This is a genomic window from Bifidobacterium sp. W8104 (assembly GCF_016100735.1).
Lineage (GTDB): Bacteria > Actinomycetota > Actinomycetes > Actinomycetales > Bifidobacteriaceae > Bombiscardovia > Bombiscardovia choladohabitans.
This window is the reverse complement of record NZ_JACFRW010000001.1, coordinates 1,673,049-1,686,736: the sequence shown is the minus strand read 5'-3', so window position 1 is coordinate 1,686,736 and position 13,688 is coordinate 1,673,049. Positions and strand designations below refer to the sequence as shown.

The 13,688-nt window shown below is 60.7% G+C and carries 9 protein-coding genes and 1 riboswitch; of the genes, 5 read left to right on the top strand and 4 right to left on the bottom strand.

All coding sequences use genetic code 11. The features are described 5' to 3' along the window. Positions 1–27: 27 nt before the first annotated feature. A complete protein-coding gene (locus H3U89_RS06665) occupies positions 28–2,286 on the top strand; it encodes a hypothetical protein (RefSeq protein ID WP_198180017.1) in 2,259 nt (752 codons plus the stop codon). A gap of 18 nt (positions 2,287–2,304) precedes the next feature. Here the strand turns inward: H3U89_RS06665 and H3U89_RS06660 are convergent, their stop codons facing one another. The 4 genes from H3U89_RS06660 to ppgK all read right to left on the bottom strand — a co-directional run bounded on the left by H3U89_RS06660 (position 2,305) and on the right by ppgK (position 8,148). Then, positions 2,305–4,542 (bottom strand): exo-alpha-(1->6)-L-arabinopyranosidase, encoded by a 2,238-nt coding sequence (locus H3U89_RS06660; RefSeq protein WP_198180019.1) that lies wholly within the window; start codon positions 4,540–4,542, stop codon positions 2,305–2,307. A gap of 70 nt (positions 4,543–4,612) precedes the next feature. Further along, positions 4,613–5,989 (bottom strand): MFS transporter, encoded by a 1,377-nt coding sequence (locus tag H3U89_RS06655; protein WP_232345566.1) that lies wholly within the window; start codon positions 5,987–5,989, stop codon positions 4,613–4,615. Between the two features lie 131 nt (positions 5,990–6,120). Beyond that, a complete protein-coding gene (locus H3U89_RS06650; RefSeq protein WP_198180021.1) occupies positions 6,121–7,302 on the bottom strand; it encodes a pyridoxal phosphate-dependent aminotransferase in 1,182 nt (393 codons plus the stop codon). Positions 7,303–7,377: 75 nt separating this feature from the next. Next, positions 7,378–8,148 (bottom strand): polyphosphate--glucose phosphotransferase, encoded by a 771-nt coding sequence (ppgK, locus tag H3U89_RS06645; RefSeq protein ID WP_024626544.1) that lies wholly within the window; start codon positions 8,146–8,148, stop codon positions 7,378–7,380. A gap of 173 nt (positions 8,149–8,321) precedes the next feature. On the opposite strand from ppgK, the gene H3U89_RS06640 reads away from it, so the two are divergent. The 4 genes from H3U89_RS06640 to H3U89_RS06625 all read left to right on the top strand — a co-directional run bounded on the left by H3U89_RS06640 (position 8,322) and on the right by H3U89_RS06625 (position 13,276). Then, positions 8,322–9,101, top strand: coding sequence for a nitroreductase family protein (locus H3U89_RS06640; RefSeq protein ID WP_198177507.1), 780 nt, complete (start codon positions 8,322–8,324; stop codon positions 9,099–9,101). Positions 9,102–9,153: 52 nt separating this feature from the next. Then, positions 9,154–9,927: a histidine phosphatase family protein gene (locus H3U89_RS06635; RefSeq protein WP_198180023.1), complete on the top strand. Its 774-nt coding sequence runs from the start codon at positions 9,154–9,156 to the stop codon at positions 9,925–9,927. 137 nt (positions 9,928–10,064) lie between these two features. Beyond that, positions 10,065–10,199, top strand: a riboswitch (FMN riboswitch). A 5-nt stretch (positions 10,200–10,204) separates the two neighbouring features. Then, positions 10,205–10,810, top strand: coding sequence for an ECF transporter S component (locus H3U89_RS06630; protein ID WP_198180031.1), 606 nt, complete (start codon positions 10,205–10,207; stop codon positions 10,808–10,810). A gap of 21 nt (positions 10,811–10,831) precedes the next feature. Beyond that, the gene (locus H3U89_RS06625; RefSeq protein ID WP_232345564.1) at positions 10,832–13,276 is read left to right on the top strand and encodes an energy-coupling factor transporter ATPase; all 2,445 of its coding nucleotides are present in this window, start codon (positions 10,832–10,834) and stop codon (positions 13,274–13,276) included. Positions 13,277–13,688 lie beyond the last annotated feature (412 nt).

Genomic DNA, 13,688 nt, shown 5'->3' with positions numbered 1-13,688 from the left:
CCGACATGTCGCCGTTAGAATAAAACCGTGATGACTCTGCCAGCCCTGCGACGCCCCACCCCGGCCAGGGGCACGACCATCCGACTGCTGGTAGCACTTATTGTTGTGCTTATCCTCGAACTGGGGGTATTCAACCTGGCTCATTGGCAGTCGCTGGCGGGTTCCGCCTCGGGCTCTTCGGCAGGGACTGCGGGCAGTATCCAGCCCCGACCGGACAGGCTGGGCCCAGGGCTGTCCCCGCTGCACGGCGGAGGATTAAAGATCACCGATCCGGCTGGTGCCTGGGTGGATGTCCCCGTCGCAGATGGAAAGGCATCCTTCGTCCAGGCCCACTTTGCAGAGGACATCGAGGGTTCATTCCTGTCGCAGATCCATGTACGTCTGGATCTGCGCTTGGCCGGCGACAAGGGCTGGACCCAGGGCACCCGAGGACTGATCTGCCCCGGTCAGTCCCGCAGCCACTACCTGCGCATCAGAGGCAAACCCAGCGGAGCCCGGATCCAGGCCATGCGACTGTGGATACAGGAGCCCATCGGAGCCCGGATGCAGCTGACCGGAATGACCCCGGCAAAGGTGGTCCCCCTGGACCTCAACCCGGCGCGGATACTGATGCTGGCCTGTCTGGTGGCGCTGATCCTGGGCTACCTGCCCGGCTCGGTCCTCTGGCGGACCCAGCTGGACACCGGCTCGGTGAGCCAGCGTCTGGCCCTGGCACTGATTCTGGCTCCGCTGGCAGCCTGGTCCTGCTGGAACATCCAGCACGATCTGTCCACCTTCACTCCCATGGCCTACCACCAGCCGCATGCCTATGTCTACGACTTCAACCAGTACGATCATGTGGCCCAGGCCCTGCTGCATGGACGTCCCTGGCTGGACCTTGGCCAGGCACCGGGTCTGGCCAAGGCAGCCAACCCCTTCGACATAGCCACCCGCAACGCGCTGCTGGCCCAGGACCAGCAACCCATATATTGGGACTACGTCTACCGGAACGGCCACTGGTACTCCTACTTCGGTGTCCTGCCGGTGCTGCTGCTCTTCCTGCCCTACCGAGTGATAACCAGCCTGGTGCATCCGGGCGGCTATGCCCTGCCCACCAGCTCGGCCGCAGCCCTGCTGGTTGCGGCGGCCACCATCATGACCGTCCTGGCCACCATCCGCCTGCTGGCCCGCTGGTTCCCCCGGGTCAACCTGGCCGTTGTCGGCATGGCCCTTATAACCATGCTGGGAGGATCCGGCATGGCTTACCTCTGGTGCCGCCGCAACTTCTATACGATTCCCTTCGATGCCTCCCTGCTGGCGGTCATGACAGGACTCTGGCTCTGGATGGGGGCCAGACGGGTCCAGCGACATTCTGCGGACGCCAGTGAGCATTCGGGTCGTGGATCAACACGGATGTGGACCGTGGAGGATGAGAACCGACCCTGGCATCTGTCCGGATCACGGCTCTTCCTGGGATCGCTGTCAGTGGCTGCCACCCTGGGCTGCCGACCAACCTTCCTGGCTGCCGGACTGCTGGCGCTGCCCCTGTTTGCCAAGGAGATAAGGGCAGTCATCAACGCCCTGTTCACGCGCGGGAACCAGCCGGCCAACCTGTCTCGGAGGCGGGCGCTGTCCCTGCTGGTCTGCGGCCTCTTGCCGGTCCTCCTGGTCGCCGCCCCCCTGCTCTGGTACAACCGCTGGCGCTTCGGATCCCTGCTGGACTTCGGCAACCGGTATCAGATGACCGTCCTGGACCTGACCAACTATCATCCTGGCACCCAGGGCCTGCTGCAGATCTTTGGCTACTACCTGCTGCAGCCCCTGACCGCCCTGCCGGTCTTCCCCTACCTGCAATTCTCCCCCGCTCCCATGCGGGTCTGGCACTTCACCGAACCCGGCCTGGGCGGGCTTCTGGTCACCACCCCGGTACTTGTACTGGCCCTTGCTCTTCTTGCTCTGCCTCGGGTGCGAAAAGAACTGCATCGTCGGGGATGGATGCCCGCCTTGATCATGGCCCTGGCCCTGGCAGTCCTGGTCATGGTTGCAGACTCATATCTGGGTGGATTCTCGGTACGCTACACCATCGATTTCGCCTGGCTGATCTGCCTGGCAGCTGTTGTGGTTATGGCCACCGCATCCTCAACATATGAAGACGGCCGCTCCGCAGCGGGAGCGGCCGTCTTGAGCCTGCTAACACTGGCCTGTCTGGCTGGGCTGGTCCTGACATTTATCAACGCCATGGTCCTGCTGGAGCACTTCGACCTCAGTCAGGCCATGAACGTAGCCGTCTGGTTTATAGCACCCTGAGCCCAGCCGACAGTGATGTCAGGAATCCAGACCCTGTTGCTTGAGGGCCTGGTGATATCGGTCGACCATGTCAGCCACAATGCCATTGCCATCGCCACCCGACAAGGTGATGACCGAGGCCAGTGGCATGGTGTCGAAAAGCTGAGCTGTGTTGGGATCGTCGGGCAGCGGTATGCCATCCTGATCGATACGATCGCGCAGGATAGGTCCGCCAATCGAATTCTCGCGCCACTCAGCCATGGTCGATTCGGCATTCAGTGGAATGAACCGGCCGTCGCCATCCACCTGCAGGTTCTCTTCTGCAACCAGATCGCGGCTGGAAGTACCCACCTGGATGCGGTAGGTGCCCGCCTCTACATGCCAGGCATCCATGGCCGTCGACCAGTAAGCGAAGTCGCGCTCGGTCAGGTCCATGCTCACCCGGCTGGACTGTCCCGCCTTCAGGAAGACCTTGGTGAAGGCCTTGAGCTCATGGCTGGGCCGATTCACCCGGCTGGCGCAGGGGGCCACATAGACCTGCACGGTCTGAGCGCCATCCACCTGCGAGGTGTTGGTCACGGTCACCTCCACCCGAGCCGAGTTGGCTCCGGTCTTGGTCACCACGACCTGATCCAAGTCGAAGTCGGCATAGGACAGGCCGAATCCGAAGGGGAAGGCCACCGGACGCTGGAAGGTGTCGTAGTAGCGGTAGCCCACGTAGACGCCCTCACCGTAACGGGAGTGACCCTCCTCGCCGGGGAAGGAGGTGATGGTGGGGTTGTCCTCCAACCGAACAGGAATGGTTTCAGGCAGATGGCCCGAGGGGTTTGCGGCACCGGTCAGCACATCCACCACGGCACGTCCTCCCTCCTGGCCCAGCAGCCAGGTCTCCAGTAGACCCCTGGTCTTCTCCATCCAGTCGGCAACAGTCACCACGGCTCCATTGGAGAGGACGGCGACCACCCGGTCATTGACCTCGGACACGGCCTTGAGCAAAGCCACCTGCTTGTCGGGAAGATCCATGCTGGTGCGGTCGAAACCCTCGGACTCGGCGTATTCAGGCAGACCCAGGAAGAGCACCACGGTGTCGGCTCCACGCGCAACATCAAGCGCCTGCTGGGTCAGGGCGGGATCCTGCTCCTTCTCGTCCAGTGTGAACCCGGGAGCGAAGTCCACATTCATGCCAGCCTCTTTGAAGCCATCCAAGGCCGAGGAGACCTCAGTGGGCGTGATGTGCGAAGAACCGCCACCTTGGTAGCGGGGAGTCCGGGCGAATTCGCCGATGACGGCGACTTTCCGCTTCGGATCAAGAGGCAGGATCCGGTCCTCGTTGCGCAAGAGGACGATGGACTCCTGGGCCGCGCGACGGGCCATGTTGTTGTGTTCCTGGACGTCGTAGCGATAACCCTGCTGGGACATAGCCGGACGGGCCTTGTCGATCAGGTCCAGGATCCCCTGGGCCATCCGGTCCAGCTGTTCCTTGTCCAGCTTGCCAGCCTGTACAGCCTGGACCACCTGGTCGTCAGTGCGGGAGGGCGGCATCTCCAGGTTGAGCCCGGCCTGCAGGGCATGGACCCTGTTGTGGACGGCACCCCAGTCGGACATGACCATGCCCTGGTAGCCCCACTCCCCGCGCAGAACGTCTGTCAGCAGCCAGCGGTTTTCCGAGCTGAAGACCCCGTTGATCTTGTTGTAGGCGCACATGATGGTCCAGGGCTTGGCATTCCTGACCACATATTCGAAGGCCGGCAGGTAGATCTCGCGCAGGGTGCGCGCGTCCACGTCAGAGCTGACCCTGAGCCGGTCGGTCTCCTGATTGTTGGCTGCAAAGTGCTTCAGAGAGGTGCCCACCCCCTTGGACTGAACCCCCTCGACCAGACCTGCAGCTTCATGCCCGGCCAGTACAGGATCCTCCGAGTAAAACTCGAAGTTTCGGCCGCCCAGCGGGCTACGCTTGATGTTGATGCCGGGGCCCAGAATGACGGCCACCTTCTCCTGGATGCACTCCTCGCCCATGGCCTGGCCCACCTGGTAGGTCAGATCTGGGTTCCATGAAGAGGCCAGTCCAGCGGTCGGGGGGAAGCAGGTAGCCGGGACCGAGCCATAGACATCGGAGCCAGTGGCCTTGCGCAGTCCGTAGGGGCCGTCGGTGATCATATAGCCTTCATAGCCCTTGTCGGGCAGCCCCTGCAGGTGCCAGGAGTCGGATCCCGAGGTCAGCGAGGCCTCCTCTTGCAGATTCAGATCCTTGGCTTTGGTATGCGATTCTTCTGTCATGTCTTTTTCCTTTCGGGTTCGATTAGCCGGGCCACTGCTCAGCACAGGTCCGGATTACAGGTTTTCAGACTCACTTGACCTTGCGAATCATCATGATGAAGACGGTTCCCACCAGCAGGCAGGCGATGGCGACTGGGAAGATCATCCTGTAGCCGCCGAAGAGGCCAATAACCAGCGTGGTGCACCCGGGGGCGATCACCTGGCCGATCGTATTGGCCAGGTTGAGGATGCCCAGGTCCTTGCCGGCCTCCTTGGCGTTCGGCAGCACATCGACGTTCAGCGCCTGGTCGACTGACATGTAGCAGCCGTTGCCGATTCCGGCCAGGGCGGCATAGAAGTACATGCCCGTGGCGGTTGGCATCAGGAAGGGGAAGAGTATGCCGACGGCGAGAATCAGACAGCTAGTGGCTACGATCACCTTCCGCCTGTGCAGGAAGTCCGAGAGGGGACCCGAGACCACGGACGCCAGGATGGTTGTCACCACCGAAATCAAGGCCATGACCTTGAGTGTGGATGCGGCCTGGGCATCGCTCAGGTGGCAGTACTTCTGCAGTATGTAAAGCTGGTAGCCCTGAATCATGAAGCAGCCGACGACGAACGTGAACCTGCCCAGAAGCGCCAGGTAGAAGTCGCGGCAGTGTTTGGTGGGCGGTATGAAGGACCGGCCGACATCCGCCCAGGTTCGTTCCACGACCGTGTTGGCAGCCGATTTCTCCCGGGGCCAGATCAACACGGTGAGAATACCAGAAAAGAGGAAGATGATCATGGCGACCACCAGGCCTGTGTGGATGTTGGCCATGAACGAGCTGCCGATGATGGTTCCCAGTTGCTGGCCGATGACCTGGCTGGCCCCATAGAGTGCCGAATAGGTTCCCCTGGTCGACTCGGGAATCCTGTCGGAGAGGACCGCCACGGCCGGGGCTATCAGGCAGTTGATGCCCACCTGAACAATGCACCAGCCGAAGATGATCATGGGAAGTGTATGGGACTGAATGACCAGCAGGAAGCCAAGGGCGCCGATGATGCCGCCCAGCACGATCCAGGGGGTGCGCTTGCCGACCCGGAACCTGGACATATCCGAGAGAGCACCGAAAACAACATTGGCCACCAGGGCGAACACACAGCCAATCGAATTCATTGTCCCCAGAGCCGCTTCAGCGCTGACTCCATGCAGGGAATTGAAAATCTGAGGCAGGAGGACCCCGGACCCCATGGTAAAGGGCGCGGCCCAGAGCAGGGATACCAGGACGAAGCCAATGGCAAAGCGGACCTTCTCCACATTGTTGAGCCTTTTGCCCGTATCCGGAGCCAGGCTTGGATCCACGCCTTGATTCGCCACAGCACCTCCGGTCTCATCTACAGAGGCCATGGTCTTGATGTCTTCCCCGACTCGAGCACCAACCCCCTCGGCTGGATTTCCCCTTCGATCCTTATTCTCGTCTATCATCGTTATCACTCCTTCGTGTGCAGCCTTGCAATCAGTGGCTCATCATTGAGCCGTGCCAATCTCCCCCTTCCATAACCGACAATTGTTCAGAACTTATTATCGGAGCAAACCAGGCAAGAGGAGGGTTATAATCACAATATTTTTTCTATAGCTGAGACAACTGAGTTCACATTTCGGCGGAATTCCGAGGATTCCGGCAGGAGCGACAGGGCCAGATATCCGTTGCCTGGCATGTCGAAAAAGTATCCCGGCTGGCCGGTCAACCCGTATGACCCAATCAGGCGAAGGACCAGATCCTCCTCGTCGATGACCTCGGGAAAACGCAGCAGAACGTTCCAGCCGCCCTCAGGCCTGAGCAGGGAGACGCAGGACTGCTTTTGGTCCAGTGTCTGTCTGAGGATTTCGAGATTGCCCCTGACACGCTCCCCCACCCGACTGGTCTGGCCAGGGATATCCGAGAGCATGGCTTCCATATCCTTGGTGATCAGAAGGCTCATGGGCAGGTAATCGTCGGCTATCAGGTCAAGATGGCGCTTGGCGGCGGCAACCTGGTTGGCCGGCCCGGAAACCTGGATCCAGCCCACCTTGGCGTGAGGAGCTGCCAGGCTCTTCGAGAACCCGTCCAGGGCAAAAGTCAGCACCCGATCCTCACCAGCCAACCGGGCACGACCCGGCAGAGGATCCAGAGGGTAATCGAAAAAGACCTCATCCGCTATGATGGCCACCCCCTGCCGTCGACAGAGTTCCATCAGTGACTGGCGTTCTTCCGGATGAATGTAGGAACCGGTAGGGTTGTTGGGGTTGATAAGGACCAGAGCACGGATGCGATCGCCTCCGGGTCCCTCCAGGGCCTGCCTGACCGTGGCCAGGTCAAGGACCCAGGACCCGTCGTAGGCCAGGCGGTATGGGATTGTTCGGACGCATTCCAGGCCGGCAATGGATTCGATCAAGGGATATCCGGGCCTGGGCTCCAGAATGGCGTCATCCGGGTCGCAGAGGAGCTTCATCAGCCATGAATAAGCCTGTGATGTGGATGAGAGCAGGTAGAGGTCATCAGGATCGACCGCCGCACCGTCCTCGCTCTGGCTCAATTCCTGACGCCCGGTCAGAAACTCGGCTAGGGCCTGTCGGGCCTTACGAGGTCCTCTCGGTTCCGCCTCATATACCTGGGACAGGAATGAGGGGGCCAGCCCGAAGTGCGTGGGGTTGGAATCATTCAACCTGCCCAGCTTGAGACCCTGGGAACGTGCCTCCGACTCGGCCAGAGCAATGCGATTGGGGTGGTCGGACCCGGTACGGTGAGAAAAATGCACGATTCTTCAGCTCCTCCTCCGATCCGGCAGTCGCCAGAACGCCCAATACAGGACAGTCGCAGAAAAAGCCCTGCCTCACCCCAGATGCTTTTGCCGTAGATCAGCAAGATAGGCGGCGCCAACGATGCCGGCCTGATTGCGCAACTTGGCAGCAACGATGGGAGTCTTGATGTCGATGTGAGGCAGGAACTTCTCGCTCATCCGACTGACACCGCCGCCGACGACGAAGAAATCGGGATTGAAGTAGTGCTCAAGCAGTCGGTAGTACTTGGTCAGACGGTTGGCCCACTTCTTATAACTCAGCTTCTTGCGGTCGCGCACCGAAGAGGCTGCGTACTTTTCCGCATCCTTGCCGTCCAGCGTCAGGTGGCCCAGCTCACTGTTGGGAATCAGCACGCCGTTGTATATCAGAGCCGTGCCGATGCCGGTGCCCAGTGTCGTGGCGATGACCAGACCCTTCTGTCCCTTGGCCGCCCCATACTGCACCTCGGCCAGACCAGCTGCGTCCGCGTCGTTGACGACACTGACGGGCCTGCCGCAGGCCTTGGAAAGGACCTCCTGAACATTGGTACCCACCCAGGCCTGGTCCAGGTTGGCCATGAAATCGAGCGGCTTGTCAGGCTTGACAGGAGCCGGGAAAGCGATGCCTACAGGCACATCCGAGGAAACCTCGAATCGATCCAAGAGCTCCTTGACCACAACCCCCACAGCCTCTGGCGTGGAGTGCTCGGGAGTCAGAATTTTCTTGCGAGGCTCTGCAAAATCGCCGATCGTCAGGTCAACAGGGGCAGCCTTGATACCGGATCCACCGATATCCACTCCGAAAGCCTGCGCTGTTTCAATCATTGCTGCTCCTTAGCTGATCAAAGATGAGGGTCCGAACCGGCACGGTAGCGATTGTACCCCAAGCCATGCCTCTGCGACCCCTGGCAGCGGCACAAACCGGACCAGGCGTGGACTCTTCCGCCGGCCTTGTGCCACCACCTGCAGGAAGCGGAATTGGGTGGGATAATGAGGTTATGACCGAACATACACAGCTTATTGACGCAGTCAACGTGCGCATCACCACCAGAGAATACGACCCCAAACCCATCGATCCCGACCTGGCCAGACAGCTGGGCAGCACCCTGAACGCCCTGAATACGCTGAGTGGCCTGGACATGCAGCTGGTCCTGGGCAAACCCGACGCCTTTGCGGCCGACAACGCTTCCGGTCACCTGGCCAATGCGGCCAACTACCTGGCCCTGGTCGGACCCAAAGATGAAGGGGAAAGCCTGGAAAAAGCCGGCTTCTATGGCGAGCGCATGGTTCTGGCCGCCACCCTGTACGGACTGGGGACAGGATGGGTGTCGGGCAGCTGGGATCGTAAGGCGGCCGAGCGCCACTGTCGGATAACCCCCAGCCAGTCGCTCTATCTGGTGGTCACCATCGGCTATCCGGCTGACCAGATCGGCTACGGCAACCAGGACTTCGACAAGCTTTGCCAACGACAGAGCGAGCATCGACCCTCCAAGAGCTATGAGGAGTTGACCTCAGCCATGAGCGCGCAGGACCGCCGGGATGCTCCGGAATGGTTCAAGGCCGGCGTGGCTGCCGCCGCCAAGGCTCCTTCGGCCATGAACGGACAGCCGGTGGTTTTCGCCTTGGACAAGGATTCAGGCGATGCGATCGCCACCCTGGACCCCTCGGTCTCCTACGGGTCCGCAGTCGACCTGGGCATAGCCAAAATGAACTTCCAGATCGGAGCCGGCGGCGGCACCTGGACCTGGGGCGACGGGGGCCGTTTCATCAGGTCCTGACCATAGCTGTACCCCGGTGACCCGGCAAGGGGGCCGTGTAGGGTGATGAACTATGAACAATGGAGCATCTTCATCACAATCCGTCGCCGAACCGGGCGCTGAAGCAGGTTCGACAACCCTTTACCTGACCCGGCACGGCAGGACGACGGCCAACGTCATGCATCTGATGCAGGGCTGGTCCGATTTCCCCCTGACCAGGCGAGGTCGTGAGGATGTATGCCAGTTCGGCCGGGGACTGCGCCCCATTCGTTTCCGTGCGGCCTGGAGCGGCAATCTGAGCCGACAGTATGAAACGGCCCGCCTGGCCCTTGACATGTCCGGCAATGGAGATCTGCGTGTGGGCGTGGACCCTGACCTGCGCGAGGACAACTTCGGCAGTTTCGAGGGCCGGGACGAGCGCACCACTCTGGACCAGGTCTGCGCCGCCATGGGGTTCAAGGACTTCGCCGCAGCCAAGGCAACCTACGGCAGGGACATTCCCGTCCATATGCAGGATACCTTCCATCGGCTGGATGCCCAGGACGTCCTGTCCGCAGGACTGGAGGAAGAGGATCGGGCTGAGACCACGGCCCAGGTCCGTAGCAGAATGATCGGCGCACTGACGCGCATCGCCCAGTCTGCCCTCGAAGAGGGCGGCGGGCCCGTCCTGGTGGTCTCCTCGGGCATGTGCCTGCAACAGTTCCTGGTGGCCATCGATGACCACTGTCCCATCCCTGACATGGACAACACCGCAGTCACCAAGGTGATTTATGGGGATGACGGCTTCCGCTTGGCGGGCCCGGTCAGCTCGATGGAGTATTTCCAGGCAGGGAGTCAGGACAAGTAGCGGGCGGAACTTTCAAGCGCGCTGCACTTCTTCGGCCATTAGATTTTTAATGGTTTTACTTTCTTCCTGGCGTGTCTGCAAATGCACCGGCAGCAAGAGAGAATTGACCATTCCAAGGAGCGCAGCTATATTGAAAGCGTCAGTTTCAGGGAAGGTGAAAGTCCTTACTGGCGGTATCCGGCTGAATGCCGGGAGCCCGCGACCCGCGCAAGCGGTGGATATCGGTCAAAGTCCGAAGCCAACGGTTACAGTCCGGATGGAAGAAACGAGGCCCTCTATGAGCATGCCAAATTCTCATTCACACACCACTGCAAACAAGGACACGCGCTTCAACGATGTCCACTCCACAGGTGCAGGCGGTTCAGGACGCTGGTCGACCAAGCGAATCGCGGTCTACGCGCTTTTCGTAGCCCTGGCCATGGTTCTGAGCTTCTTCTCCTTCCCGATCTTCCCTGCCGCCCCTTGGCTCAAATACGACCCCTCAGGCATCGTCGTGCTGGTTTGCGGCTTCGCCTTCGGACCGGCGGCTGCAGCCATCATCTCCATCCTGGGATTCGTACCGCACCTGTTCACCAACCCCTTCGGTGCTCTGATCTCGATGATCGTGGCCCTGGCCCTGAGTGTGCCGGCAGCCTTGGTCTACCGCAGGATGCACAGCCGCAAGGGAGCGGTCATCGGAATCCTCACCGGCGCCATTCTGGGCGTGATCGCAGCCATCCTGTGCAACGTGGTGATCACCCCCTTCTATGCGCACATGTCCATGGCCAAGGTGGTCGCCATGATCGTGCCCATCCTCCTGCCCTTCAACCTGATGAAGTTCGCCATCCACGGCGTGGTCACCTTCCTGATCTACAAGCCCATCTCCACGCTGATCAACAAGTAAGCCTCGGCGGTTCGGAACGTCATGGCAGCATCCATGACCCAATCCGCAGGCTCGGATTCTGCGGTTTCGAAGACAACGGTCGCCCGCCTGAATCAGGTCTCCTTCTCCTATGACGGAGGCCAGACCTGGGCCTTGGACAACTTGACCATGGAGGTGCATGCAGGCGAGCACCTGTGCATCCTGGGAGCAAATGGTTCCGGCAAATCCACCCTGGGAAGCATACTCTCGGGTGCGACGGCACCTGACCGAGGCCAGGTCGAGCTTATGGGCCGGGTGGTCTGCTCCGATACCTCGGACCAGGGCCGCCGGATCGACACTGAAGCCTACCGGCAGGCGCGACGGAGCATCGGCATGGTCTTTCAGAACCCCGAGGACCAAATCGTGACCACTGTCGTCCAGGACGACGTGGCCTTCGGACCCGAGAATCTGGGACTGCCCCGTCAGAGAATGCTCTCCTGCGTACCAGCGGCCCTGAAGCAGGTGGATCTGCAGACGCGGATGAATGATGATCCCACCCGCATGTCCGGCGGACAGCAGCAACGACTGGCCCTGGCCGGCAGCCTGGCCATGAATCCAGGCATGATGGTGCTGGACGAACCTGGTGCCATGCTCGATGCGGCCGGCCGACAGGAGATCCAATCAATCCTCTGCCGGCTGACAGCCCAGGGCACGACTGTCGTCCATATCACCCACCTGCTCGAGCAGGCCAGACAGGCCGATCGGGTCCTCGTACTTGACCATGGACGCATCGTGGCCTCCGGAAGACCTGATCAGATCCTGAACAGTCAGGATCTACCTGCCCTTGTTGGCGAACCTGACCAAAATCCACTGACACAAAGCAGGACATCAGATACGGACGCCAAAACCGCAGTCGGCAACCACGCTAGTCCCATGGTCAAGTTGTCGGATGTCTCTTACAGTTTTCCGGATGCTGGAAGCAAAGCCCTCAGCCAGGTGAATCTGGAGCTGGCGGCAGGACAGACCCTGGCCATCATCGGGCGCAACGGATCCGGCAAGTCCACACTGGCCAGGCTCATCTGTGCCCTGGCCGCCCCCGACAGCGGATCCATCCAGGTGGCCGGCCTCCCACTGGCCGGGCCCGACCGGCCCAAGGCCAAGCATCTGCGGCGCCAGAACCTGAGGCTTCTGCGCCAAAGGGTCGGCTATGTCATGCAATACCCGGAACATCAGCTTTTTGCGGATACCGTTGCCCAGGACATCGCCTATGGTCCGCACAACCTGGGCTATGGGCCCGAGCAGGTGCAACAACGGGTGGATGAGGCCATGAAGCTGCTGGACATCAGTGATCTGGCTGATCGCTCCCCCTTCGACCTGTCAGGGGGTCAGCGGCGGCTGGTGGCCATCGCCGGAGTCGTGGCCTGCAGCCCGCAACTGCTCGTTTTGGACGAGACCACCGCCAGCCTCGACCCCCAGGCCTGCGCACGCATCATGAGGCTGCTTCGTGTGCTCCATCAGCGCGGCGTCACCATCGTCATGAGCACCCACGCCGATCGCGAGGCCCTGGATCTTGCCGATCAGACGCTACTCCTGGAGCATGGGGAAACGCTGGACTATGGGCCGACTGCCGAAGTCGTGGAACGTTACCACCAGCTGCTCGCCACAGACGCAGCGGAGAAGGAGGCCGCTGGCAAAGAAACTTCAGGCAGGAAAGCGGATCGCACCCAAGCCGACCAGAAACCCTTATCCTTGCTGGCAAGGCTGGACCCGCGAGCCAAGCTGGTGACCTTCCTCCTAGCCATGTTCACCGCTTTCGCCATTTCCACGCCTGCGCAGCTTGTTCTGGCGCTGGTGGTTACTATCGGCCTCTTTACCGCCGCCCGAGCCCCACTTCGTTCCATTATGAAATCAGTCAAGGGCTTTCTGATCCTCATGCTTCTACTGGCCGTATTCAATCTACTGGTCACCCAGACCGGCCGTAGACTGGCTGCCTGGGGTCCATTCGTGCTGACCACCGGTGGCATCTGGGTGGCTGTGCTCTATGCCTGCCGCTTCATGCTGATCATCTTTCTGGGCGCGCTCCTGGTGGAGACCACCACCCCAACGCAGATGACCGATGCCTGTGAATCGCTGCTGAGTCCACTGTCCAGGCTGGGCATCCACACCAATGAGATAGCCCTGGTCCTCTCACTGGCTCTGCGCTTCATCCCCACACTGGGACGTGAGGTTCAGGCCATCGTGGAAGCCCAGTCAGCCCGTGGCGGATCCATCGAGTCCGGCTCACTCTCGCAACGCCTGCATGCGGCCATAGCCATCACGGTTCCCGTCTTCGCCGGAGCTCTGCGCCACGCTGACAATCTGAGCCGGGCCTTGGATGCCCGATGCTACGAGGGCAGCCGTCAACAGCGCACCCACTACCGATTGCTGCAACTGGGCAGGATGGACATCCTGTTCATTGCTCTCATGGCCCTTTATCTGTTGGCCCTGCTGCTGCATCCCCTGTTCTGAGGGGTCCGGCTACGTCAAGCATTTAGGTTCCTTGTTCCTTCAAGGTCAACAAGGCCTTCTTCCACGCCTGGCCTGAGTTCTTCACCACGCAACTGCCTGAGTCGCCGGCCGTTTGGGGTAAACGAACCGTTATGCATGGAATGCTGACCTGGCAAACACTGATGTCAATTACCTGCCAATTCCATCGCTGCCTTAAGCCTGATATAAGAGAATGATCGAACCATTCGATGGACTCGCAAGCAAAAGCAAATGCCGAGCTCACACTGCCAATAGAAGCCATGGATACCAAGTGACGTTTCAGAAACTGCAGTACAGAGATCGACGCAAATCCCCGGCAGTACAGAAGAAGAGGGGTTGGAGCACTGTAATGTGCTCCAACCCCTCTTCAGTCAGCTGCGTCAGGCCTCAACCC

Excerpts from the sequence above, each read along its gene's own strand:
- H3U89_RS06655 (WP_232345566.1), bottom strand. The coding sequence starts at position 5,989 with ATGATAGACGAGAATAAGGATCGAAGGGGAAATCCAGCCGAGGGGGTT.
- ppgK (WP_024626544.1), bottom strand. The coding sequence starts at position 8,148 with ATGATTGAAACAGCGCAGGCTTTCGGAGTGGATATCGGTGGATCCGGT.
- H3U89_RS06640 (WP_198177507.1), top strand. The coding sequence starts at position 8,322 with ATGACCGAACATACACAGCTTATTGACGCAGTCAACGTGCGCATCACC.
- H3U89_RS06660 (WP_198180019.1), bottom strand. The coding sequence starts at position 4,542 with ATGACAGAAGAATCGCATACCAAAGCCAAGGATCTGAATCTGCAAGAG.
- H3U89_RS06625 (WP_232345564.1), top strand. The coding sequence starts at position 10,832 with ATGGCAGCATCCATGACCCAATCCGCAGGCTCGGATTCTGCGGTTTCG.
- H3U89_RS06635 (WP_198180023.1), top strand. The coding sequence starts at position 9,154 with ATGAACAATGGAGCATCTTCATCACAATCCGTCGCCGAACCGGGCGCT.
- H3U89_RS06630 (WP_198180031.1), top strand. The coding sequence starts at position 10,205 with ATGAGCATGCCAAATTCTCATTCACACACCACTGCAAACAAGGACACG.